This is a genomic window from Pseudomonas sp. 1928-m (assembly GCF_029269135.1).
Lineage (GTDB): Bacteria > Pseudomonadota > Gammaproteobacteria > Pseudomonadales > Pseudomonadaceae > Aquipseudomonas.
In genome coordinates this window covers 127,177-150,654 of sequence record NZ_JARIXO010000006.1, presented here as the reverse complement: position 1 = coordinate 150,654, position 23,478 = coordinate 127,177, and the positions used below count along the sequence as shown (strand labels likewise).

General features: G+C 60.9%; 16 protein-coding genes. 2 read left to right on the top strand and 14 right to left on the bottom strand.

Translation table 11 applies throughout. The features are described from left to right. Positions 1-2 precede the first annotated feature (2 nt). Positions 3-1,220, bottom strand: a complete 1,218-nt coding sequence (gene xcpS / locus P3C18_RS17580; protein ID WP_275963105.1) for a GspF family T2SS innner membrane protein variant XcpS — start codon at positions 1,218-1,220, stop codon at positions 3-5. Then, positions 1,220-2,707 (bottom strand): type II secretion system ATPase GspE, encoded by a 1,488-nt coding sequence (gene gspE, locus P3C18_RS17575; RefSeq protein ID WP_275963104.1) that lies wholly within the window; start codon positions 2,705-2,707, stop codon positions 1,220-1,222. The genes xcpS and gspE overlap by 1 nt, the downstream gene beginning before the upstream one ends. A 325-nt stretch (positions 2,708-3,032) precedes the next feature. On the opposite strand from gspE, the gene P3C18_RS17570 reads away from it, so the two are divergent. Together P3C18_RS17570 and gspD are read left to right on the top strand one after the other, a co-directional pair. After that, positions 3,033-3,602 carry a type II secretion system protein N gene (locus tag P3C18_RS17570; protein ID WP_275963103.1) on the top strand — a complete coding sequence of 190 codons (570 nt, stop codon included), beginning with the start codon at positions 3,033-3,035 and terminating at the stop codon, positions 3,600-3,602. Positions 3,603-3,606: 4 nt separating this feature from the next. Next, entirely contained in the window at positions 3,607-5,556 is a 1,950-nt protein-coding gene (gene gspD / locus P3C18_RS17565) for a type II secretion system secretin GspD (RefSeq protein WP_275963102.1), read from the top strand. Between the two features lie 95 nt (positions 5,557-5,651). Here gspD and P3C18_RS17560 read toward each other — a convergent pair whose 3' ends face one another. From P3C18_RS17560 to P3C18_RS17505, 12 genes are all read right to left on the bottom strand, one after another. Then, positions 5,652-8,396, bottom strand: coding sequence for a peroxidase family protein (locus P3C18_RS17560; RefSeq protein WP_275963101.1), 2,745 nt, complete (start codon positions 8,394-8,396; stop codon positions 5,652-5,654). A gap of 138 nt (positions 8,397-8,534) precedes the next feature. Continuing rightward, on the bottom strand, positions 8,535-11,174 hold the full coding sequence (locus P3C18_RS17555; RefSeq protein ID WP_275963100.1) for a LuxR C-terminal-related transcriptional regulator: 2,640 nt from the start codon (positions 11,172-11,174) through the stop codon (positions 8,535-8,537). A 232-nt stretch (positions 11,175-11,406) separates the two neighbouring features. Continuing rightward, complete coding sequence (locus P3C18_RS17550; protein WP_275963099.1) at positions 11,407-12,618, bottom strand: O-succinylhomoserine sulfhydrylase; 1,212 nt, start codon at positions 12,616-12,618, stop codon at positions 11,407-11,409. A 45-nt stretch (positions 12,619-12,663) separates the two neighbouring features. Further along, positions 12,664-14,172, bottom strand: a complete 1,509-nt coding sequence (purF, locus tag P3C18_RS17545) for an amidophosphoribosyltransferase (RefSeq protein WP_090252254.1) — start codon at positions 14,170-14,172, stop codon at positions 12,664-12,666. Positions 14,173-14,217: 45 nt separating this feature from the next. Beyond that, complete coding sequence (locus tag P3C18_RS17540) at positions 14,218-14,772, bottom strand: CvpA family protein (protein WP_160087864.1); 555 nt, start codon at positions 14,770-14,772, stop codon at positions 14,218-14,220. 148 nt (positions 14,773-14,920) lie between these two features. Continuing rightward, positions 14,921-15,547, bottom strand: coding sequence for an SPOR domain-containing protein (locus P3C18_RS17535; protein ID WP_275963098.1), 627 nt, complete (start codon positions 15,545-15,547; stop codon positions 14,921-14,923). Then, the gene (gene folC, locus P3C18_RS17530; protein WP_275963097.1) at positions 15,531-16,838 is read right to left on the bottom strand and encodes a bifunctional tetrahydrofolate synthase/dihydrofolate synthase; all 1,308 of its coding nucleotides are present in this window, start codon (positions 16,836-16,838) and stop codon (positions 15,531-15,533) included. Before folC ends, P3C18_RS17535 begins: the two co-directional genes overlap by 17 nt. Continuing rightward, a complete protein-coding gene (gene accD, locus P3C18_RS17525; protein WP_275963096.1) occupies positions 16,835-17,719 on the bottom strand; it encodes an acetyl-CoA carboxylase, carboxyltransferase subunit beta in 885 nt (294 codons plus the stop codon). The genes folC and accD overlap by 4 nt, the downstream gene beginning before the upstream one ends. A 218-nt stretch (positions 17,720-17,937) precedes the next feature. Next, complete coding sequence (locus tag P3C18_RS17520; protein WP_275963095.1) at positions 17,938-18,558, bottom strand: phosphoribosylanthranilate isomerase; 621 nt, start codon at positions 18,556-18,558, stop codon at positions 17,938-17,940. A gap of 51 nt (positions 18,559-18,609) precedes the next feature. Next, entirely contained in the window at positions 18,610-19,476 is an 867-nt protein-coding gene (gene truA, locus P3C18_RS17515; RefSeq protein ID WP_275963094.1) for a tRNA pseudouridine(38-40) synthase TruA, read from the bottom strand. A 3-nt stretch (positions 19,477-19,479) separates the two neighbouring features. Next, positions 19,480-22,311, bottom strand: coding sequence for a FimV/HubP family polar landmark protein (locus P3C18_RS17510; RefSeq protein ID WP_275963093.1), 2,832 nt, complete (start codon positions 22,309-22,311; stop codon positions 19,480-19,482). Between the two features lie 154 nt (positions 22,312-22,465). Further along, positions 22,466-23,476, bottom strand: a complete 1,011-nt coding sequence (locus tag P3C18_RS17505; protein WP_275963092.1) for an aspartate-semialdehyde dehydrogenase — start codon at positions 23,474-23,476, stop codon at positions 22,466-22,468. Positions 23,477-23,478: the final 2 nt, after the last annotated feature.

Genomic DNA, 23,478 nt, shown 5'->3' with positions numbered 1-23,478 from the left:
GCTTACCCCACCAACTGATTGAGAGACAGAATCGGCAGCAGAATGGCCAGTACGATCACCAGCACCACCGCCCCCATAAAGACCAGCATAAAGGGCTCGAACAGCCCCACTAGCAGTGCCACCTGGGCACCTAAATCGTTTTCCTGATTGCGCGCGGTACGCGCCAGCATCTGGTCCAGCTCACCCGAGCGTTCGCCGCTGGCGATCATATGCAGCATCATCGGCGGAAACTGCCCACTGGCTTCCAGCGCGCGGGTCAGGCTGCCGCCCTCGCGCACCTTCTGCGCGGCAATCACCACGTCAGCGCGAATCACCCGGTTGGCAATCACCTGTGCGCCGATGCCCAGGGCTTCCACCAGCGGCACGCCGCTGCGGGTCAGAATCGCCAAGGTTGAAGCGAAGCGTGCGCAGTCGGTGGCACGAATCAAGCGCCCTACCAACGGGATGCGCAGCAAAAAGCCGTGCCAGCGCGCCTTGACCGCATCATCACGCAGCGCCCAGCGCAGGGCGAACACACCCAAGATGGCGAGAATCACCGCCAGCCAGCCCCAGCCTTTGACCCAATCACTCAGGGCAATCAGGCCACGGGTCAACGCCGGCAGGGTTTGCCCGGAGTCGACAAACACCCGCACCACGTCCGGCACCACATAACCGAGCAAGAAGCCGACGATCAGTAGTGAGGCGCACATCAGAATCAGCGGATAAAGCAGCGCCAGCTGGATTTTCTGCCGCGACTGCTGACGTTGCTCGGTGTAGTCGGCCAACTGTTCCAGCACCGGGCCTAGGTGGCCGGCATGCTCGCCCGCCGCCACGGTGGCGCGGTACAGCTCAGGGAAAGCCGAAGGGAATTCTTTCAGGCTACTGGCCAAGTCATGGCCTTCCAGCACCCGCGCACGCACCGCCAACAGCATGCTTTGAATGCGCGGCGAACTGGCCTGGGCTGCTGCTGCGCGCAGGGCTTCCTCAATCGGCAGCGCCGCCTGCACCAGGGTCGCCAATTGCCGGGTGATCAGCGCCAGATCACGGGCGGAAATACCCCGGGCAAAACTGAAGTGCGAACCTGCGCCGGCATTTTCACGGGTACGGGTGGCTTTCACATCCAGCGGCGCCAGTTGCCGTTCACGCAAAATCTGCCGCACCTGGCGCGCGCTGTCGGCCTCCAGCACGCCTTTCTGCTGGCGGCCTTTAGCGTCAAGGGCGAGGTATTCGAACGCGGCCATTATTCTTCTCGCGTCACGCGCAGCACTTCCTCAACCGTGGTCGCGCCTTCCAGCACCTTGCGTCGGCCATCCTCGCGGATGCTCGGGCCGAGGCTACGGGCGTGGCGGGTCATGTCCTGTTCGGAGGCGGCGTTGTGGATCAGCGTGCGCAGGTGGTCATCAAACACCACCAGTTCGTAGATGCCGGTACGGCCGCGGTAGCCCTGCTGATGGCACTCGGCGCAACCGCGGGCGTGATACAGCGTCGGTGGCTGTGCGAACGGCATACCGAGTAATGTGCACTCGGCTTCGTCGGCCTGGTAGGCCTCTTTGCAATGTGGGCAGAGCACCCGCACCAAGCGCTGGGCCAGCACACCGAGCAAGGACGACGACAGTAGAAACGGCTCAATACCCATGTCCACCAGACGGGTAATCGCACCGATGGCGCTGTTGGTGTGCAGGGTCGAGAGCACCAAGTGGCCAGTCAATGAGGCCTGCACGGCGATTTCTGCGGTTTCCTTGTCACGAATCTCGCCGACCATCACCACGTCCGGGTCCTGGCGCAGGATGGCGCGCAGGCCGCGAGCGAAGGTCATGTCGACCTTGGAGTTGACCTGGGTTTGGCCGATGCCTTCGAGGTGATATTCGATGGGGTCTTCGACGGTGAGGATATTGCGCGTACGGTCATTCAGGCTGACCAGGCTGGCGTACAGCGTGGTGGTCTTACCCGAGCCGGTAGGCCCGGTGACCAGCAAGATGCCGTAGGGCTTGCGCACTGTGGCTTCCATCAGGTCGCGGTCACGCGCGCTCATGCCCAGATGCTGCAGGTTGAGGCGGCCGGCCTGCTTGTCGAGCAGGCGCAGCACCACGCGCTCGCCATTGGCCGATGGCAGGGTCGAGACCCGCACATCCACCTCGCGGCCGCCGACTTTCAGGGAAATCCGTCCGTCCTGCGGGATGCGTTTCTCGGCGATATCCAACCGCGCCATAACCTTGATCCGCGAGACCAGCAACGCCGCCAACTCGCGCTTGGGCTCCAACACTTCACGCAGAATACCGTCCACCCGGAAGCGCACGACCAGACGTTTTTCGAAGGTTTCCAGGTGGATATCCGAGGCGTTTTCCTTGATCGCCTCACCGAGGATGGCGTTGATCAAGCGAATGATCGGCGCGTCGTCTTCCTGCTCCAGCAGGTCTTCGGTTTCCGGCACTTGCTCGGCCAGTGCCGCCAGATCGAGGCTACCGCCGATATCCTCGGCCAACTGCATGGACGCCGAATCATGCTGGTAGGCCTTGGCCAGGGCCTGCTCAAAGGCCTCCACCGACAGCGCCTGCAACGGCAGCTGCGCACCGACAAAGCGCTGCGCCTCGCTCAGTGCCACCAGTTCAACGCCAACACGGTAAGCCAGGCAAGGGAGGCCGCCCTCCACAACGAGGACCACACCGTGACGCCTGGCAAAGCTGAAAGGTAAACGCCGTGATGGCACTTCTGTAAGCAACGCATTCATCCGTAATATGCCTTAAGCACAGAAAGCTGATGATGAACCCAAGAATATCAAGCAAGGGCTCAAAAACTGGGGTTTTGCAACATAGTTGTTGTAAGTTAGCCGCAATAGAGCGAAAAACAGCGCGCTATCTTTAGCACATTGAACTGGTCTATACACTACCCCAACCAGGGGCTGCCAAATGCTTGGCAAATGTCTATGATCAGCGCGCGAACCACACCACATAATAATAAGTTACGGAGTGACGCCCCCCTTGCAGCTTATGGTTCCCCAACGCTGGCTACAGCGCCAAGCCACCTCCCTTGCTGGCATCGCGCTGATTCTTGTTATGAGCATCAGCCTGGCCTGGCAGAGCGCCGATTGGCTGCGCTTACTGCGTGCGCCGGTGGCAGCCAGCAGCAACAGCGCAAGCGAAGCGCCAGCGGCGGCAGTCAACCCCGAGATAGGCCAGCTGTTCGGCAGCAGCAGCGCGGCCAACGATGGCCCCGCCCCTAGCACCAACCTGCGCCTGACCCTGCTCGGCAGCTTTGTGCATGCCGATCCGCAACGCTCCACTGCCATCATCCTCAGCGAAGGCAGTACGGCCCAGCGCTACAGCGTCAACAGCGAAATCAGCAGCGGTGTGCGCCTACATTCAGTGGCCGCCGACCGCGTCGAGCTGCTGCGCAACGGCCGCCGCGAAAGCCTCAGTTTCCCGCTCAACAGTTCGACCGCTGGCAGCCTGCAGAGCAACAGCCAGGAGGTTATGGCCGACCCGCTTGAGCAGCTCAGCGAGATGGAATCCGATGATCTGAGCCAACTGCGTGAGCGTATGGACGCCCTGCGCCAGCAGATGCAGGACTCCGGCAGCCTGCCGGGCACTGCAGAACCCACCGAACAGCCCATGGAAGAAAACTGACACGATGACTCCGACTCTCTCGCGCCTTACCTTCGCCCTGCTGGCCGCTGGCCTGGCCTGCAGTTCGCTGCCACTGAGCGCTGCCGTTACCGCCGTCGCGCCGAGTGCCAGCCAGCAGGAAGAAAGCTGGACCATCAACCTCAAGGGCGCCGATATCCGTGAGTTTATCGACCAGGTGGCGCAGATCAGCGGGCAGACCTTTGTCGTCGATCCACGGGTCAAGGGCCAGGTCAGTGTGGTGTCCAACAGCCCACTGACGCTGACCGAGGTCTACCAGCTATTTCTCTCGGTAATGGCCACCCACGGCTTCAGCGTGATTACCCAGGGCGACCAGGCGCGCATCGTGCCCAACGCCGAGGCCAAGGCCGACGCCGATGCCGGGCGCAACGCGCCGGATCGTTTGGAAACCCGCTTGATTCAGGTGCAACATGGCTCGGCCACCGAACTGATTCCGCTGATCCGCCCACTGGTGCCGCAATACGGCCACCTGGCGGCGATCAGCAGCGCCAACGCGATCATCATCAGCGACCGCACGGCCAATATCGAACGTATCGAAGACCTGCTGCGCCAGCTCGACCAGAAAGGCCAGAACGACTACAGCGTGCTCAACCTGCAGCATGCCTGGGTCATGGACACCGCCGAAGTACTGCGCAATGCCGTGGATCGCGGCCAGGCCAAGGGCGCTTCCGGCACCCAGGTGATTGCCGACGGCCGCACCAACCGCCTGATTCTGCTCGGCCCACCGGCTGCGCGAGCCAAACTGGTGGCGCTGGCGCAATCGCTGGACACCCCTACCAGCCGCTCGGCCAATACCCGGGTGATCCGCCTGCGTCATGGCGACGCCAAGGGCCTGGCAGAAACCCTCGGCGAAATTTCCGAAAAACTCAAACCGGAAGCCGGCGGCGAAACCACCGGCAAGCCGCAGACCATCCTGATCCGCGCCGACGAGAGCCTCAACGCCTTGGTGCTGCTGGCCGAGCCCGATGTGGTGGCAACCCTGGAAGACATCGTGCGCCAGCTCGACGTACCGCGCGCCCAGGTGATGGTCGAAGCGGCAATTGTCGAAGTCTCCGGCGACATTACCGATGCCCTCGGCGTGCAGTGGGCCGTGGATGGCCGCGGCAGCACCGGCGGCCTGGGCGGTACCAATTTCAGCGGCACCGGACTGTCGATAGGACGGGTGCTGCAAGCCATTCAGGACAACAAGGGCGACGCCGACAACAACACCCTGGCCAACTTGCCGGATGGTGCGATTATCGGCCTGGGCACCGACAGTTTCGGCGTGCTGATTACCGCGTTGTCAGCCAACAGTAAAAGCAACCTGCTGTCGACGCCGAGCCTGCTGACCCTCGATCACCAGAAGGCAGAAATCCTGGTCGGGCAGAACGTGCCGTTCCAGACCGGCTCCTTTACCACCAGCGGTTCGGGCGCCGACAACCCCTTCACCACCATTGAACGCCAGGACATCGGCGTGACCCTGAAAGTCACCCCGCATATCAACGATGGCGCCAGCCTGCGCCTGGAAATCGAGCAGGAAATCTCCTCCATCGCGCCCACCAGCCAGGGCGTAAATGCCGTCGACCTGATCACCAATAAGCGCTCGATCAAAAGCACCATCCTCGCCGAAAACGGCCAGGTCATTGTGCTCGGCGGGCTGATTCAAGATGACGTGACCCAGGCCGACTCCAAGGTGCCGCTGCTCGGTGATATTCCGCTGCTCGGCCGCCTGTTCCGCTCGACCAAGGAAACCCGCATCAAGCGTAACCTGATGGTCTTCCTGCGCCCGACCGTGATCCGTGACGCGGCCGGCATGGCGGCTTTATCCGGGAAGAAATACAGCGACATCCGCGTGCTGGGCGATATTCGCGAGAACTACCGCCCTGGCATCCTGCCGCGTGACCCGGTGCAACTGTTCGACCAGGCCGCGCCTGAGGCTATCGACCTGCGCGAGTAACCTCGCGCTACACCTCGACGCCATGGACAGGACGGCATAGAAATAGAAAAGGCCTCGGTATCTACCGAGGCCTTTTTGTTTAGCGCGACTAACCCTTATTTGTCTTCGTTACGCTGGTGCTTGAAGAACACCCCGTTGTCACCGAAGGCCGAGGCGATAAAGGCCGAGGTCAGTTCCATCTCACCGATCTTCACCGCGCTGCTACGGCGTTGAGCGGCGTAGTTGCGACTGATCGACGGAATGATCGAGGTCTTGATCTCCATCGAGGTGGCGTACAGGTCATAGACCTTGGTGCCGGCACTCAGGGTCAGCAGGTCCGTACGGAAGTCATGGGCGGTGCTGGCAAAGCGGTTACGCAGCTCAGGGCGCGGAACAAAGTAGATCTGCGTCGGCGCCTTGGGTTTGGCCACTGTCGCGCCGGCCTGGGTGACTTCTGCCATGTCGTTGAGCAGCAGCAGCGTCGGTTTCAGGCTTACCGCCGAAAACAGAATAGTCGTGCCCAGGGTGTCATTGGCTTCCGGCACCACATACTGCGATAGCTCGTTGGCGAAGAAATTATGGTTAGCGCCCTGCCCGCTCAGGGTGTACAGCGCCGAGACGTTCTCCGACGGTTTGCCATCGACAAAGGCCTTCCAGGCCAGGCCCGGTGCGAAGCCTCGATCCGCCGGATCACCGGTTACCGAAAGACGCAGCAGACCGCTGTCGGAGCCCTGGAACAGGCCGCTGAATGGGTTATTCGGCACCGCGACAAACTTGACCTTGGCCATCACACCATGAGGGTGAATCGGCTTCTCATAACCGGCCGGGGCCACGTCGCTACGCACCTTCACCTTGTTCCACAGAATCGAGCCGATCAACCCACCGACATTGACGCGCTGCAACGCCGGCAGCTGGTCTGCCGCATACTGAGTGCGCAGCGCGCCGTTGACCCAGAGGTTTTCCTGCTTGTTGGCCCCAGGCCAGCTTTCGTAATCCGCCGGAATATTCAGGCCCCAGGGTTTGAAGGCGTTTTCCACACCGGCCAGGCTGGTTTGCAGCTGCGGGTTATGCCGACGCAGCACATCGACCATGGTGGTGTGCTCGACCCAGTCGATACCTTCCTGGGTGTACACCTCAGAGCGGTAATCCTTGGTGTAAAAGCGGTCGGCCATCAGCCGGCGCGAGGCGTTCATGATAAAGATTTGGAACGCCGTTTCACCAAAGGCAAAGCCCTCCGGGCGTACGGTTTCCGCCAACTGACCGACCAGGGTGTCGATCTTCTCGATGTCGTTGTTGTATAGACGCTTGAGTTCGGCCAGGGTCGCGGCGTCCTTGGTCAGGTCCTCAAACTTGGTGATCGGGTTGAGGCCGATCTGCCGACGGAACTCGTTGTAGCGCGGCACACCCCGCTCGCGGTCACGCAGCACGTCGATGGCGGCCAGGTCGATATCGCCCACCAGTGGCATCGACAGATTACGCAGGAAGTTCGGGTAGTTGTTCAGCGTCAGCGAACCGGGATTGGTGATGCCGAAGGAGTACCACAGGCGTTCCGGCCGCTCGACGTTGAGCAGGTTCTCGGCGTCGCGGTCACGGGTGTTCTGCAGCGCGATGGTGCGCGCAACCTGGTTCGAGCCGATGTCATACACCTGCACGTTGTCGCGCATCAGCGGGTGCATGCGGTACACCGCGACAAACTCTTCGGTGAGGGTGAACGGCACACCATAGTTGTTCGGCGCAGTGGAGCCGACGATGCCGGTCAGGGCGTGGTCGATGGCGCTGTTGCCGACGCCTGGCGCGACGTTCGGGTCGAAACCGAGGATGCGTTTGACGAAGGAATCGGAGCGCGCCAGGTCCGCCTGGAGCATACGCACTTCGGCCTGGAAGTCGTCACGCGGGCCGCCCTGGCCGAGCAGGCCCCACCAGTTGGAGTACATGGCGCGCTCGGTGATCGGGTTGGCGATTACCGCCGGGGTCCATTCCACGGTGTGGATCTTGGCCATCAGCGCCGAGTTGATCAGGCGCGCGCGGTCGTATAGCCACTGGTCGCTCTGCGCCGGGTACTTCTGCTTAAGCTTGCTGGCGATGGCGTTGTGTTCGAGGGTGAACAGCTGATGCAGCATGCTCAGACCCACCCACCAGTTTTCGTTGAAACCGGTCACCGGCTTGCCACTGAGCAACTCGGTGGGCAAGGTGCCGTTGGCATTGACCTTGAGCTTGCCGTCCACAAACGAGCGCACCTTGTCGTTGGTTTCCTTGCTGCTGCCATACAGCTGCGAGCCGTCCCACCAGTGGGTGTTGTGGTTACGGTAGGTTTGCGGCTTGCCGGCGTCAGCGCTGCTGCGCGTCGGGTCGGGCTGAGTGCGCTTGACCGACATGCTGCCACTGCCCAACACATCGCCCGGCGGCAGCGGAAACTGGATCGGATCGGCGTCGGCATTCGGGCCGTGGTCGAACCAGTCGTGCACCATAAATTGAATCCAGGCGGCGGCGATAAAGTTCAGGCTCGGTGCCGGCTTGAACTCTTCACGCGCCATCAGGCTGTTACTCACTTCGCGCGGGTTAGGGCTGAGCAAGGTAGTGGTTTCACCCTGAGTCACCGCCGGGTTGACGTTGCGGCCGAAGCGCCGATACACCGAACCCTCGGCCGGGTTGCTGAGAATGTTGCAGGTGCCATCTTCGGTACGGGCCGCCAGGCTGCGCGCATCGCAGGTGATGTTGGCGTTGTAGCCCACGTAATTTTCGACATCGAAGAGGTTGTTCTCGAACAACGCCTGGCGTTCGACCGCCAGCACCAGTAGCCCGGAGACTACGCCCAACGTTCCCAGCTTGGTCAAAGCTGGCCAAGTGACCCATACCGACATGGCTAATGCTCCCGTTTTTATTGTTGTACGGACAAGGCGGCTACTGACATAGCAGCGCAGGATCAAGCCTATCGACGGGTACGGCGCAACGCCCCCTTCCAGCGGAGGGGCTATGGCCAATCAGTTATGCAGAGCGGTCTAGTTGAGCGAGGCGCGCGGCCGGACGGCGAGAATCGCCTCGGTGCGGCTGGAGACATTGAGCTTGGAGTAGATGTTTTTCAGGTGCCATTTGGTGGTGGACAAGGCGATACCGGTCTTGTCGCTGATCTGCGTGTTCGACAGGCCGCTGAGYAGGCACTCGAACACTTCCACCTCACGCCCGGTCAGCAGGCCACAGGCCAACGCATCAAGCGGCGGCGCAGCCTGAATACCCTGGAGAAATTCGCCGTAGTGCTCACGGTACTTGTCTGGCACCACCAACAACCCGGACTGCGCCAGGTCCAGTACGCCGGCGGCAAAACCTGGCGCCTCATCGAATACCGAGCGGTTGATATTGACGATGCCATAGGTCTCGACCAGAACGCCCAGCGCCGCCAGCTGCTGACCCTTGCTCTGGCTGGGCGCCGCCAGCACCAGGCGGCTGGCTTCGACGATCAACAGCCGCGCACGCATCTCGCTTTGCCGTAATGAGGCTGCCAGCACTGTAAGAATCCGCTCGGCCTGGGCCTGTGCACCACGCGCCTGCAACCAGTACACGCAAGCCAAACCCTGGCGCTCCCAACTTTCGTCATAGGCGCGCACGCGCTCCCACTCCCCCGCCTGCAACCGCGCCGGCAAGGCAAAACGCTGAGCCACGGCATCCATGGCGGTACTCTTACCGCTCAAATACGCCTGGCGCATACTTTCCTGGGCCACCTGGCTGACAAAACGCGCGTAGTTACCCAACTGCAGGATGCACGACAACTGGTCGAGTAAACGGCTAGCCCGCGCCGTCTGCTGCTGGCGATGCAGCAGGCGCGACAAGGTGATGTAGACCGTGGCAATCGCCTCGGTGGCCGAAGACGAGTTGWCCAGCGCCATCAGCTCATYGCACAGCTGCTGCGCCTCGACCAGCTGATTTTGCTCGTACAGCACCACCACCATGGCCGTGGCCCGGTTGATCCAGGCCGGAGCCGCTTTGTCGGTGCGTAGATAATCGCTGCACACCTCTTTGCGCGCATGGGTGGCGCGGCCGGCATTGCGGTGGCAGAGCGCGATAATCAGATCGGTGTAGCTCTCCAGAAAGCTGTGCCCGCACTGCGCAAGCAACTGCTTGGACTCACTGGCAAAACGAATCGCGTCCTGCAGACGCGCCGCCAACAAATGCTGGTAGGCAATCACCGCCAGGGTGCAGGCGCGGATTTCCAGGTCCTGCCCCGCGCCTAACAAGTCACGCCAGGCCGGCGGCGGTACAAAGTCCTTGTCCTGCTCGAACAACCCCAGCAGCAGGGCGAGAAACTGCCGCGTCGCCGGCTCCAGATTAGCGCCCGGCACGGTCTGCTCCAGGCCGTCGAGCAAGTCCAGATGGTAATGCGCCTGATGAAAACGCCGTGACAGCGACAACGCGGCAATCAGCCAGCCGAGCAGCTTGGGTTGCGCCAGCAGCAGCGCCTCTGGCAGTGGTTCGAGCCAACGCAGAATGTCGCCAAACTGCCCACTGCGCACCCATGACGCGCAGCAGTGCTCCAGCAGCCCCAGGAAGATGCGCTGATCGCTACAGTGCCGGGCGTGCTGCAACGCCAGCTCATACTCACCCAGGCTCAGGTAGTAGTCGGCGGCGCGGCTGTGCAGCTGATCCAGACGCGCGTATTCCTCGACCTGCAGGCGGCGACAGAGAAAATCCTGCAACAGGGCATGAAAACGAAACCAGCCTGGCTGATTGTCCACCGGCAACAGAAACAGCTGGCGCTCTGCCAACTCTTCCAGCAGCAACGCCGAGCCACTGCGCTGCATCACATGATCGCAAAGCGCACCGTCAAAGCGCTCGAACAGACCACTGCACAGCAGAAACTCGCGCAGGTTCGGCGGCAACTGGCGCAGCACCACATGGCCGAAGTAATCGACAATTTCCGGCTGGCTGCCGTTAAAGCGCTGCAGCGCCTGAGTGCCGAAGCGCGCATAGGCCAGCAGCGCAATCTTCACCCCCGCCACCCAGCCTTCAGTCATGCCCAGCAGGCTGTCGACATACGCCTGACTCAGCGCCTGACCACCCAGGTGGGTATTGAGCTGCTGCACCTGTTCGGCCGACAGGCGCAGGTCATGCTGATCAATACACAGCAGGCGGTTTTCCAGCTTCAGCTGGCTCAGGGCAAAACCTGGGTGATTACGGCTGGCGATGATCAGGTGGACATGGCCTGGCAACTTCTCCAGCAGCGCCGCCATCACCTCAAGAATGCTGCGCGACTCGATCCACTGAAAATCATCCAGCACGATAAACAGCGGGCCCTCTACCCGCGCCAGGGCATCAGCGAGCAGCTCGCCCAATAGCTGCGGCGATAGGCTGGAAGCCACCGCCAGAGGGTTGAACCAGGACGTATCGAAGTCGCCCACTTGGGCGCGGATGCTGTCAGCCAGACGGCGGAAAAAACACAGAGGGTCGTTGTCCCGCGCTTGCAGCGGGTAATGCACCACCGCCGCAGCGCAACGGCCGCGCCAGTGTTGCAACAGCGTCGACTTTCCCGAACCAGCCGGGGCCAACAGCAACGTCAGGGCAAAATCTTCACTGCGCGCCAACAGGTTCAGCAGGCTCTGGCGGAGCACACCGTTGGCAGGCAGCACGCATGGCTGAAGTCGGTCCATCAGGCAGACCCTGTTCTTATTATTCGTCGCACGGTCAGACGCCGCGCTTGGCGGTGGATGCTAGCGCCTGCGCACCTTCAAACTTTGAAATGCGTCATGTTTTACCCGCCGCTAGCCAAAGGTTTGCCCACAGCTGAACGCGCCCGAGGATGTGGCAAGGCAAGGGAGTACATTTGGGGAGAAATGAAGCAGCCTGGCGGGCCGGGAAGGCCCGCCAGGTATGCAGAACGACTTAGAGCGCCGCCAGACCGCGAGCCAGATCGGCTTGCAGGTCAGTCAGGTCTTCCAGGCCCACCGCGACGCGGATCAGGTTGTCACGAATACCGGCGTTAGCCCGCTCGGCAGGGCTCAAGCGACCGTGTGAGGTGGTCGCAGGATGAGCAATGGTGGTCTTGGTGTCACCGAGGTTGGTGGTGATCGAGATCACCCGCGTGGCATCGATAAAACGCCAGGCCGCCTCTTTGCCGCCCTTGACCTCAAAGCTGACCACGGCACCGAAGGCACTCTGCTGACGCTTGGCCAGCTCATGCTGTGGATGGCTGGGCAAACCGGCGTAGTACACATGTTCGATGCCTAGCTGCTGCTGCAGCCACTGCGCCAATTGCAGCGCGCTGGCGCAATGCGCCTGCATGCGGATGCGCAGGGTTTCCAGGCCTTTGAGGAAGATCCAGGCATTGAACGGGCTGAGTGTCGGCCCGGCGGTGCGCAGAAAGCCGACAACCTCAGTCATCAGTTTGGCTGAGCCGGCGACCACGCCGCCCATGCTGCGGCCCTGACCGTCGATGTATTTGGTTGCCGAATGCATCACCACGTCGGCACCGAGCTTGAGCGGCTGTTGCAGCGCCGGGGTGCAGAAACAGTTGTCCACCGCCAGCAGTGCGCCCTTGCTGTGGGCGATGTCCGCCAATGCGGCTATATCCACCAGTTCGGCCAACGGATTGGACGGCGACTCGACAAACAGCAGCTTGGTGTTGGGCTTGAAGGCAGCGGCCCAGCCATCCAGATCAGCCAGCGGCACGTAGTCAACCTGCACGCCGAAGCGCTTGAGGTACTTCTCAAACAGGCTGATGGTCGAGCCGAATACGCTGCGCGACACCAGCACATGGTCACCGGCGCTGCACAGGCTCATGACAATCGCCAGAATTGCCGACATACCGGATGAGGTCGCCACCGCCTGCTCGGCCCCTTCCAGAGCGGCGATGCGCTCTTCGAAAGCCCGCACGGTCGGGTTGGTGTAACGCGAGTAGACGTTGCCCGGCACTTCGCCGGCAAAGCGCGCAGCCGCATCGGCTGCAGTGCGGAACACATAGCTGGAGGTCGGGTAGATCGCTTCGCTGTGCTCACCTTCCGGCGAGCGGTGCTGACCGGCGCGCACCGCCAGGGTGTCGAAGCCGACGCCGTCGAGATCACTGTCCAGACGCCCGGCTTGCCATTCAATCGTCATTGCCAATTTCCTCAACCGGCCCGCCGCAACGGGCCGGACTGCAACCTAGTTGTTGTACAGGTCGATAATCGCGCTGACGGCCTGGGACTTGACCTTGGAAGCATCGTTGCGCGCCTGCTCGATCTTATCCAGATATGCCGCATCGACATCGCCGGTCACGTACTTGCCGTCGAACACCGCACAGTCGAAATTGTCGATCTTGATCTTCTTGCTGCCACTGACTGCTTCGATCAGGTCCGGCAGGTCCTGGTAGATCAGCCAGTCGGCACCGATCAGCTCGCACACTTCCTCGGTGGTCCGGCCGTGCGCGATCAACTCATGGGCGCTGGGCATGTCGATGCCGTACACGTTCGGGTAACGCACCGCTGGTGCGGCCGAGCAGAAGTACACGTTCTTCGCCCCGGCTTCACGGGCCATCTGAATGATCTGCTTGCAGGTGGTGCCGCGCACGATGGAGTCATCCACCAGCATCACGTTCTTGCCGCGGAACTCCAGCTCGATGGCGTTGAGCTTCTGCCGTACGGATTTCTTGCGGGCTGCCTGGCCCGGCATGATAAAGGTACGACCGATATAACGGTTCTTGACGAAGCCTTCGCGGAACTTCACGCCGAGATGGTTGGCCAGTTCCAGTGCCGCAGTACGGCTGGTATCCGGAATCGGAATAACCACGTCAATGTCATGCTGCGGACGTTCACGGAGGATCTTGTCGGCCAGCTTCTCGCCCATGCGCAGGCGCGCCTTGTACACCGAGATGCCATCCATGATCGAGTCCGGACGCGCAAGATAGACGTGCTCAAAGATGCAGGGCGCGTATTTTGGGTTCGCCGCGCACTGACGGGTGAACAGCTTGCCTTCTTCGGTGATGTACACCGCTTCGCCCGGCGCGAGGTCGCGAATCAGGGTGAAGCCGAGCACGTCGAGGGAGACGCTTTCCGAGGCGATCATGTATTCCACGCCTTCGTCGGTATGACGCTGACCGAAGACGATCGGGCGAATACCGTTGGGGTCACGGAAACCGACGATGCCGTAACCGGTGATCATCGCGACTACCGCGTAGCCACCCAGGCAGCGCTCGTGCACGTCAGTCACGGCAGCAAACACGTCTTCTTCGGTGGGCTGCAGTTTGCCGCGCTGGGCCAGCTCGTGAGCGAACACGTTAAGCAGCACTTCCGAATCGGAGTTGGTGTTCACGTGGCGCAGGTCAGACTCGTAGATCTCCTTGGCCAGCTGCTCGACGTTGGTCAAGTTGCCGTTGTGCGCCAGGGTGATGCCATACGGCGAGTTGACGTAGAACGGCTGCGCTTCGGCCGAGCTGGAGCTACCCGCAGTCGGGTAGCGCACGTGGCCAATGCCCATATGGCCGACCAGACGCTGCATATGGCGTTGTTGGAACACGTCACGTACCAGGCCGTTGTCCTTGCGCAGGAACAGGCGGCCATCATGGCTGGTGACAATACCGGCAGCATCCTGGCCGCGGTGCTGGAGGACGGTGAGCCCGTCATACAGCGCCTGATTGACGTTCGATTTACCGACGATACCGACAATGCCGCACATGTGACGCAACCCCTACTCAATGAAACACGATGATTCGCAATGCACTTACGGCAGTTTAGGCTGCTGCAGTGCCTCTTTGAACGGTAACTCCACCGGCGCCGTAACGCCGCTGGCCAGCCACTCACTGGACAGACCCAGAATCAGGTTTTTCGACCAATCAGCAACCATCAGAAAATGCGGTACAAGTGCTGATTCCTGCCACCAGCTGTCTTGCTCCACCGGTGCCAGGCTGATCAAACCGACCAGCACCACGACCAGCAGGCCTCCGCGCGCCGCGCCGAAAACCATGCCGAGAAAACGATCTGTCCCTGACAGTCCGGTCACCCGGATCAATTCACCAATCAGGTAATTGACCAGGGCACCCACCAACAAGGTAACCACAAATAGAATCGCGCAACCTGCAATCACGCGCGCCGAGGGCGTTTCGATAAAATCCACCAGGTGCTGCGACAGCGCGCCGCCGAACATCCAGGCGACCACGCCAGCAATGATCCAGGTAAGCAATGACAGGGCTTCCTTGACGAAGCCACGGCTCAGACTGATCAGACTTGAAACGGCGACAACGGCGATAATCGCCCAATCGACCCAGGTGAATGCCACGATGCAGGTTACCGACAAGAAAGGCGCTGCATTTTAGCAGAGCACCTGTGTGGGGCGTAAGCAAAGGATTCGCCAACCGCTGAAATGCCCGGCCAGCCTAGCGGCGGGCCAAACAATTCGGCTTGGCGAAGTACGCCAAGCCGCTTGCTCAGCCCGCCTCGGGCTGAAAACGCACCACAAAACCATTGAGCTTGTGCTGACGATTGAGCTGATCACGCAGGCGATCCGCCTCGGCACGCTCGATCAGCGGCCCGACAAACACCCGGTTCATGCCATCGACACTGCGGATATAGGCGTTGTAGCCCTGGCTGCGCAGGGTTTTCTGCAGTTTCTGCGCGCCATCGCTGCTGGACAGACTCGCCAACTGCACCGACCAGCTGATTGGCAGGCTGTTGGCATCCAGCTTACCCGGAGCAGGTTGAGGCGCCGTTATTACAGGCTCAGGTACTGCAGACTCAGGTGCTGTAGCTGGTGTTGCCGGAGTGATTGGCGCGGCGGTTGGTTGCTCGGCCACAACAGGCTCGCTTGACTCCAGGCTTTGCGCAGCTTCGGCACCAATCGGCTCATCGGGCAATATTTGCGGCTGGGGAACGGCCACCGGTTGCAGTTCAACCTCAGGGGCCTCGGGCGCCACCGGCATTGCCGGCGCATCAACCTGAACCCGCTGCGACTCATCTTCACGCGACAGCAACATCGGCAGGAAAATCACTGCCAGCGCCAGCAATACCAGCGCACCGACCATGCGCTGCTTCAATCCCTTATCCAGCAAAGCCATCCTGCACGCCCCCATTGGCTTGGCGGGCCAGCCAATCCAGGGCCTCGGCCACGCAGTAGAAAGATCCAAACAGCAGCACTTCATCCCCAGCCGAAGCCTGCTCACACTGAGCCTCGAGCGCTGCCTGCACGCTGGCATAGGCGGCCACTTGCGCCCCACTGCTCTGCAGATGCGCCTGCAACTCGGCAGCAGCACGTGTGCGACTGGTCGGCAAAGCCGCCACCGCCCAACTGTCCACTTCGCTCAGCAAAGGCGCCAGCACACCAGGCAGGTCCTTGTCAGCCAGCAAACCGAACACGGCCAGGCGCTTGCCTGATAGCGAACGACTGGCCAGACGCTGCGCGAGGTACTCGGCAGCATGGGGATTATGCCCAACATCGAGCAGCAGCGTGAGTGACTTGCCCTGCCAATTAAGCATTCTGCGATCCAGTCGCCCGGTCACTCGAGTCTGCTGCAGTGCCTGACTGATCACCTCGGGCTGCCAGGGCAATTGCATCACCGCGTAAGCCTGCAAGGCCAGAGCAGCGTTTTCCATGGGCAGATCGAGCAGCGGCAAGTGCGCCAGGCTCAGCACTTCGCCTTGATGATTGAGGCCGTACCAGGACCAATCCTGCGCAGTGATGCTCAGGTCATAGTCACGGCCACGCAGGAAGAACGGAGCATCGAGCAGCGCGACCTGATCAAGCAGAGGCTGTGGCGGCTCAAGATCGCCACACAAGGCAGGCTTGCCGGCGCGGAAGATCCCGGCCTTCTCGAAGGCAACCGACTCACGGGTATCACCTAGCCAGTCGGCATGATCAATGCCGATACTGGTGACCAAGGCGATGTCGGCATCCAGCAGATTCACCGCATCCAGCCGACCGCCGAGGCCAACCTCCAGCACCAGCGCATCCAGACCGGCCTGCTGAAACAGCCAGAATGCCGCCAGGGTGCCCATCTCGAAATAAGTCAGCGAGGTGTCGCCACGCGCAGCCTCGACCACGGCGAAGGCCTCACAAAGCATGGCATCAGTGGCTTCAACGCCCGCAATCTGCACCCGCTCGTTGTAACGCAATAGGTGCGGCGAGCTGTAAACACCGACCTTGAGCCCCTGCCCTTGCAGCAGCGAGGCGATAAACGCACAGGTCGAACCCTTGCCATTGGTCCCAGTGACGGTAATCACCCGCGGCGCCAGCTTGGCCAGACCAAGGCGCTGCAGCACTACCCGAGAACGCTCCAGCCCCATATCAATGGCGCTGGGATGCAGCTGTTCCAGATAGCTCAGCCAATCGGCAAGGGAGCGCTCGGTCATGCAGTCGCCGGCAAGGCTACAGGCGACGGCAGCCCCATCAACTGAGCCAGAAGACGCGCCAGGCGCGGACGCAATTCGGCGCGGTGAATAATCATATCGATGGCGCCGTGTTCCAGCAGGAATTCGCTGCGCTGGAAGCCTTCCGGCAGTTTCTCGCGCACGGTTTGCTCGATCACACGCGGGCCGGCAAAACCGATCAGCGCGCGGGGCTCGGCGACAATAACATCACCGAGCATGGCCAGGCTGGCAGATACGCCGCCATACACCGGGTCGGTCAGCACGGAAATAAACGGAATACCTTCTTCACGCAAACGCGCCAGCACGGCCGACGTCTTGGCCATCTGCATCAGCGAGATCAGCGCTTCCTGCATGCGTGCACCACCGGATGCCGAGAAGCACACCAGCGGGCAACGCTGTTCCAGGGCGGCATTGGCGGCGCGGACAAAGCGCTCACCAACGATGGCGCCCATCGAACCGCCCATAAAGGAGAATTCGAACGCGCAGGTCACAATCGGCATGCCTTCCAGGGTGCCGCGAATGGACACCAGGGCATCTTTCTCACCGGTCTGTTTCTGCGCACCGCTGAGGCGATCCTTGTACTTCTTGCTGTCGCGAAACTTCAGGCGATCAACCGGTTCGAGGTCGGCGCCCAGCTCTTCACGCCCCTCGGCATCGAGGAAGATATCCAGGCGCGCGCGGGCATCGATACGCATGTGGTGATTGCACTTGGGGCAAACATCCAGGGTCTTTTCCAGCTCAGGCTTGTACAGCACCGAATCACAGGACGGGCATTTGTGCCACAGGCCTTCGGGCACCGAACTCTTTTTGACCTCGGAACGCATGATCGATGGGATCAGTTTGTCTACCAACCAGTTGCTCATGCTCTTGACTCTCCAAAGCTGTTAACCGGACGGGCTGCGCTATATGCGACCAGGCCTAACCGGGAAAATTCATGGGTACAGCCGTTTCAGGGGCCGGTGCACTGCCATCAGCATTGACGCACCCGCCGCCTCGAACGACCGCCTGCAGCGTTTATCCAACCTGCAACAGGGTTATGGACGGCCAAGCCAGCAGCGTCGTCACATCAACCCTGCACACCTCAAACAGTCTTTACTGCCTGCATAAAAGCGCGAATCTTCTCGGCATCCTTGATGCCCTTGGCCTTTTCCACGCCACCGCTGACATCCACGGCATAGGGACGCACCTGCGCGATAGCCTGCGCAACGTTCTCAGCCGTCAGGCCGCCCGCCAGAATAATCGGTTTGCTCAAACCCTGTGGCACCAGCGACCAATCGAATGCTTCGCCCGTACCACCTGGAATACCTGGCACGTAGGTGTCCAGCAATACGCCACTGGCATTCCTGTACAGCGCCACCTGCGCAGCAATGTCATCGCCCGGCTTGACGCGCAGCGCCTTGATATAGGGACGGTGGTAGCCATCACAGTCGTCCGGGCTCTCGTCGCCATGGAACTGCAGAAGATCCAGCGGCACTGCATCAAGAATCTCACCCAGCTCGCAGCGGCTGGCATCAACAAACAGGCCCACCGTAGTCACAAAAGGCGGCAAAGCGGCAATGATCGAGCGTGCCTGCTGCAGCGTGACCGCGCGCGGGCTCTTGGTATAAAACACCAGGCCAATCGCATCCGCGCCCGCCTCGACAGCCGACAATGCATCCTCTATGCGGGTAATGCCACAAATCTTGCTGCGAACGGCTGACAACAGGATGACCTCGATAAATTCAGTGAAAGCCGGATGCTAGCAAATAGCCTTTCAGGCGTCAGCCGCCACATCCGGCAAGCCAGAAAGAAAGTGCGGACCCAGGTAGCGCTTGGGCAAGTCGAACTCCTCGGGGTAATCAACCTGCACCAGGTACAAGCCATAGGGATGCGCAGTCACTCCACCGGTACGCCGCACGCGGGTTTCCAGCACTTCCTGCGCCCACTCAACCGGCCGCTCACCCGTACCAATGGTCATCAGCACGCCTGCGATATTGCGCACCATATGATGCAGAAAGGCATTGGCGCGAATATCCAGCACGATAAACCGCCCGTGCTGCAGCAACTCCAGATGATGCACGGTCTTGATCGGCGACTTGGCCTGACACTGCCGCGCGCGGAAGGCGCTGAAATCATGGGTGCCGATAAATGCGCGGGAAGCCTGACGCATGCGCTCGACATCCAGCGGCCGATGGTTCCAGGTCACTTCTTCGGCCATATGCGCCGGGCGAATCTGGTCGTTATAAATCACATAACGGTAACGCCGCGCCTGGGCGCAGAAACGCGCATCAAAGTGCGCTGGCATCGACTTGGCCCAGGTCACGCTGATATCACCGGGCAGGTTCATATTCGCGCCCATCACCCAGGCATGCATGGAACGCTCGACCGGCGTATTGAAGTGCACCACCTGGGCACTGGCATGCACCAGCGCATCGGTACGCCCGGCGCAACTCAGGGTAACGGGAACACCGCCAGCGACTTTCGCCAGGGCTTTTTCCAGCGATTCCTGGATTGAAGGCACACCGGCGCGCTGGCGCTGAAAGCCGCGATAGCGCGAACCTTTGTACTCGACACCCAGGGCTATCTTGAAAACGCCAACGGCAGCCGAATCGGCTGCCGTTGTAGTAAGACCATCAGACATGTATCAGACCAATTTAGCGATCAGCTCACGCGCTTCATTTTGCTGACCTTCGTTACCTTCAGTGATGACTTCATCGAGGATATCGCGAGCACCTTCGGTATCACCCATGTCGATGTAGGCGCGAGCCAGGTCGAGCTTGGTTGCCGTCTCGTCGGTACCCGAGAGGAAGTCGAAGTCATCGTCATTATCCATGCTGGACGAAGCAGCATTTGCCGGCACTTCCAGATCCGCAGGCTGATCCAGGTCATCCGACAACAGATCCAGCTCAGCGCTGACTTCATCCAACTGAGCTGCGAAGCTGTCGCTCGACGGCTGCGCTGGCGCGTCATCATTCAGCGACAGATCGAAATCAGCCGACAGATCGAAATCACCGTCCGCTTGCTCACTCGGCAGATCAAAACCTGGCTCCGCCACAACCGGCGCTGCACTTGGTTCATCATCCAGACTCAGCAGGAAATCATCTTCAGCGGCTGCCGCAGGCTTGGCTGGAGTATCCAGATCTAGGCTGAAGTCAGCCAGATCACCACTCAGGTCAAGACCGCTATCGCCGCTATCAGCCAGGCTCAGGTCAAAACCCAGGTCATCGTCTTTGTTATCGGCTTGCTCAACTGGCGAGCTGAAGTCCAGGTCGTCATCCAGTGACAAGCTATCCAGATCATCCAGCGAAGCGTTGTTACCAGCAGCTTGCAGATCACGATCCAGCTCGGACTCAAGGTCATCCAGGCTCAGATCGAATGCATCATCCTGATCGCCAGTAGCGGCTTTCGGGCTCGGCTCGTCCAGGGCCAGATCGTCCAGGCTGAAGCTGTCCAGATTTTCTTCAGCAGCAGCCGCGGCAGCAAAGCCCGCACCGGCCGCAACGGCCATGGCTGGGTAACGGGCCTTGATCTGATCAAGCTCGGCAGCACTGCCACCAATTTCACGCAGTTCGTTGTCCTGGCGGGCGAAACCATTGCGGTCACCCATCTCGGCATAGACTTCCATCAACTTCAGACGCAGATCGCTGCGCTGCGGCTCATCATTGATGGCGCCTTGCAGCAGTTCAGCAGCCTGAGGGAAGCGACCATAGGCGATGTAGATATCCGCCTCGCCCAGCGCATCACCGGTTTGCGCAGTCACGCGTTCTTCGCTTGGCAGATCCGCTTGCTGACCATCCAGATCGTCCGCCATACCGGCAAAGCTGTCATCCGGCAGATCCAGGCCAGCGCCCAAATCGGACGAACCATCATCTGCGGCCAGGCTTTCCTGCAGCTCGGCCTCTTTCAGGGCGTTACGGCGCGACAGCATCATCAGCGCAACCAGCAATATCAACAGCGCACCGCCACCAGCGGCGCCCAGCAACATCGGGTTGGCCAGCAGGTCATCGATAGTGCTGCTTTCAGCTTGCGGCTCGGCCACTACCGGTGCTTCGACAACCGGAGCAACGGGCGTTACCGGAGCTGGCTCGGGAGCAGCAATCGGGGCCGGCTCAGGCGCCGCTACTGGCGCAACAGCTTCTGGCTGGGCAGCAGGCTCTTCGCTGTAATTAAAATCCGTCTCGCCAGTTGCTGCAGGCACTACTGGAGTCGCTGCAGCTGGATCTTGTGGCGCAGCTTCAGGGGCCGGCTCAACTGGAGCAGCCGGGGTTTCAGCTACAGGGGTTGCTGGGACGGCAGGTGCAACGGCTGGCGCCTGACCTTGCGCAGCAAGATCAGCCTGCAGTTTGGCCATCTGGTCGTCTTTCAACTGGATCAGGCGCTGCAGTTTGTCGAGCTGGCTCTGCAGATCTGTCATGCGGCCTTTCAGTTCATCGTTTTCACGACGGCTGGAGTCCAGGCTTTCCTGGGTCACGGCCAACTTATCAGTCAGTGCCTTGCTGTCAGCTGCGCCCTTGTCGCTGCCGGCGGTAGCTTTACCGCTATCAGCAGCAACCAGTTTCAGGCTATCGCCGGTTTCAACTTTGGCTGGAGTCGCGGCGGCGCTGGTGCGTTTGGTGGCATCCAACTGACGGGCGCTGGCGGCAACAGTACGCCCTTCACGCCAGGCGGTATTCTGTTCGGTAACCTGAGCCAGGGCTTCGCCCTGAGCACGGCTCTTGACCTGCTGTTCATCCGGCAGGCGCAGTACCTGGCCACTTTTCAGGCGGTTGATATTGCCGCCGATAAAGGCATCCGGATTCAGGTCTTGAATCGCCAGCATGGCCTGATGCACGCTGCCGCCGGCACGCGCACGCTGGGCTATTTCCCAGAGGGTGTCGTTGGCGGTGGTTTTGTATTCATTGCCTTGCAGCGGTTTGGCTGCTGGCGCAGAAGGTGCTGCCGGAGCCGCAGGCGCTGCTGGTTGAGCTGCAGCAGTTACTGGACGCGGCGCAGGGGCTGGCGCTTGCACACGTGGAGCAGGCGTTGGTGCAGCTACAGGCATCTGCGCGGCTGCAGGAATAACGCTTTGCGGGGTATACAGCGGCGGATCAAGCAACAGGGTGTATTCACGCAGCAAACGGCCATTCGGCCAGAGCACTTCAACCAGGAAGTTCAGGTAAGGCTCACGCATGGGTTTGCTGGAGGTCACCCGAATGACGCTTTTGCCATTGGGCTTGAGCACCGGGGTGAATTTCAGGTCAGTCAGGAAGAACTGACGATCAACGCCGGCTTTATTGAATGCTTCCGGGGACGCCAAGGTCGGTATAACTTCATTGGAAGCCAGGTCACGCACCTCCAGCAACTCAATCTCAGCCACCAGCGGCTGATTGAGCGCCGATTGCAGGGTCACCTCACCCAGCCCCAGCGCGTGCGCCATACCGGATGACAGCGCCGAAGCAGCTGCGATTGCCAGCACCAGTTTGCGAACCCGAACCATAGCGTTATCCCTTGTTTTATCTTTTTTTCTCGACCAGCGAGAGGATGTTGAAAATTGCTGCCTGCCACACCCGAAGGCGCAACCCCAATCAGCAATCAACTCAGCCAGTATTGCCAAGCTCGAAAGATTCTTCAAATTTCTAGGTAAGTATCTTTTACAGATAGTGTTTTATCAACAACTCGGCTAATTGCACAGCATTTAGCGCCGCGCCTTTTCTCACGTTATCAGACGCAATCCACAAATTGAGTTCGGCTGGATCACTCAAACCTGTGCGCACCCGGCCAACATAGACCACATCCTGGCCGACGGCGTCGCCGACTACGGTCGGGTAATCATCCAATTCCACCAGTTCCAGAGCCGGTGCGGCGTCCAGCGCRGCATATACCTGCTTAAGATCGATGGCCGCTTCGGTCTGCAGTGAAACGCTCAGACTGTCACCAAAAAACACCGGAACCTGGATGCAAGTCACCGCAACCTGCAACTCAGGCAATCCCAGCAACTCCTTGAGTTCGGCGGCAATCTGCCGTTCCAGCGCGGCGTGCCCTGCACTGTCGGTCTGCTCGACCTGTGCCAGCAGATTAAACGCCATTTGCCGATCAAACAGCTGCGGCTCGAATGCTCGGCCATTGAGCAGCTCGGCGGTTTGCCGCGCCAGTTCGGAGACGCCTTCCCGCCCGCGACTGGAAACCGCCAGGCAGGCCGTCACAGTCACCCGCTGAATGCTGACTTGCTCAGGCAACGCTGCCAGCACAGCGGCCAATGCAATACCCGGAGCACTTGGGCTGGTCAACAGATAGGGCGCGCTCAGGCTTGCCAATACAGCGGGGTTGACCTCGGGAATCAGCCGTGGCGCCTGAGCAGCAGGCAAACCGCTGGCCAGATCAATCACTGCACAGCCCGCCGCAGCGGCCTGGGCTGCATATTTTTGCGTCACCTTGCTACCGGCAGCCAAGAACACCAGTCGCACACTGGCAAAGTCGAAGGTTTCCAGATCACGTACGCGCAGGTTCTTGCCCTTGTAGGACAGGGAGCGCCCGGCCGACTCACCGCTGGCCACCAGATGCAGGTTAGCCACCGGGAACTCGCGCTCTTCCAGCAGCTGCACCAGGGTTTCGCCAACACTGCCGGTGGCGCCAATGACGGCAATATCGAAGGTACGGGTCATGA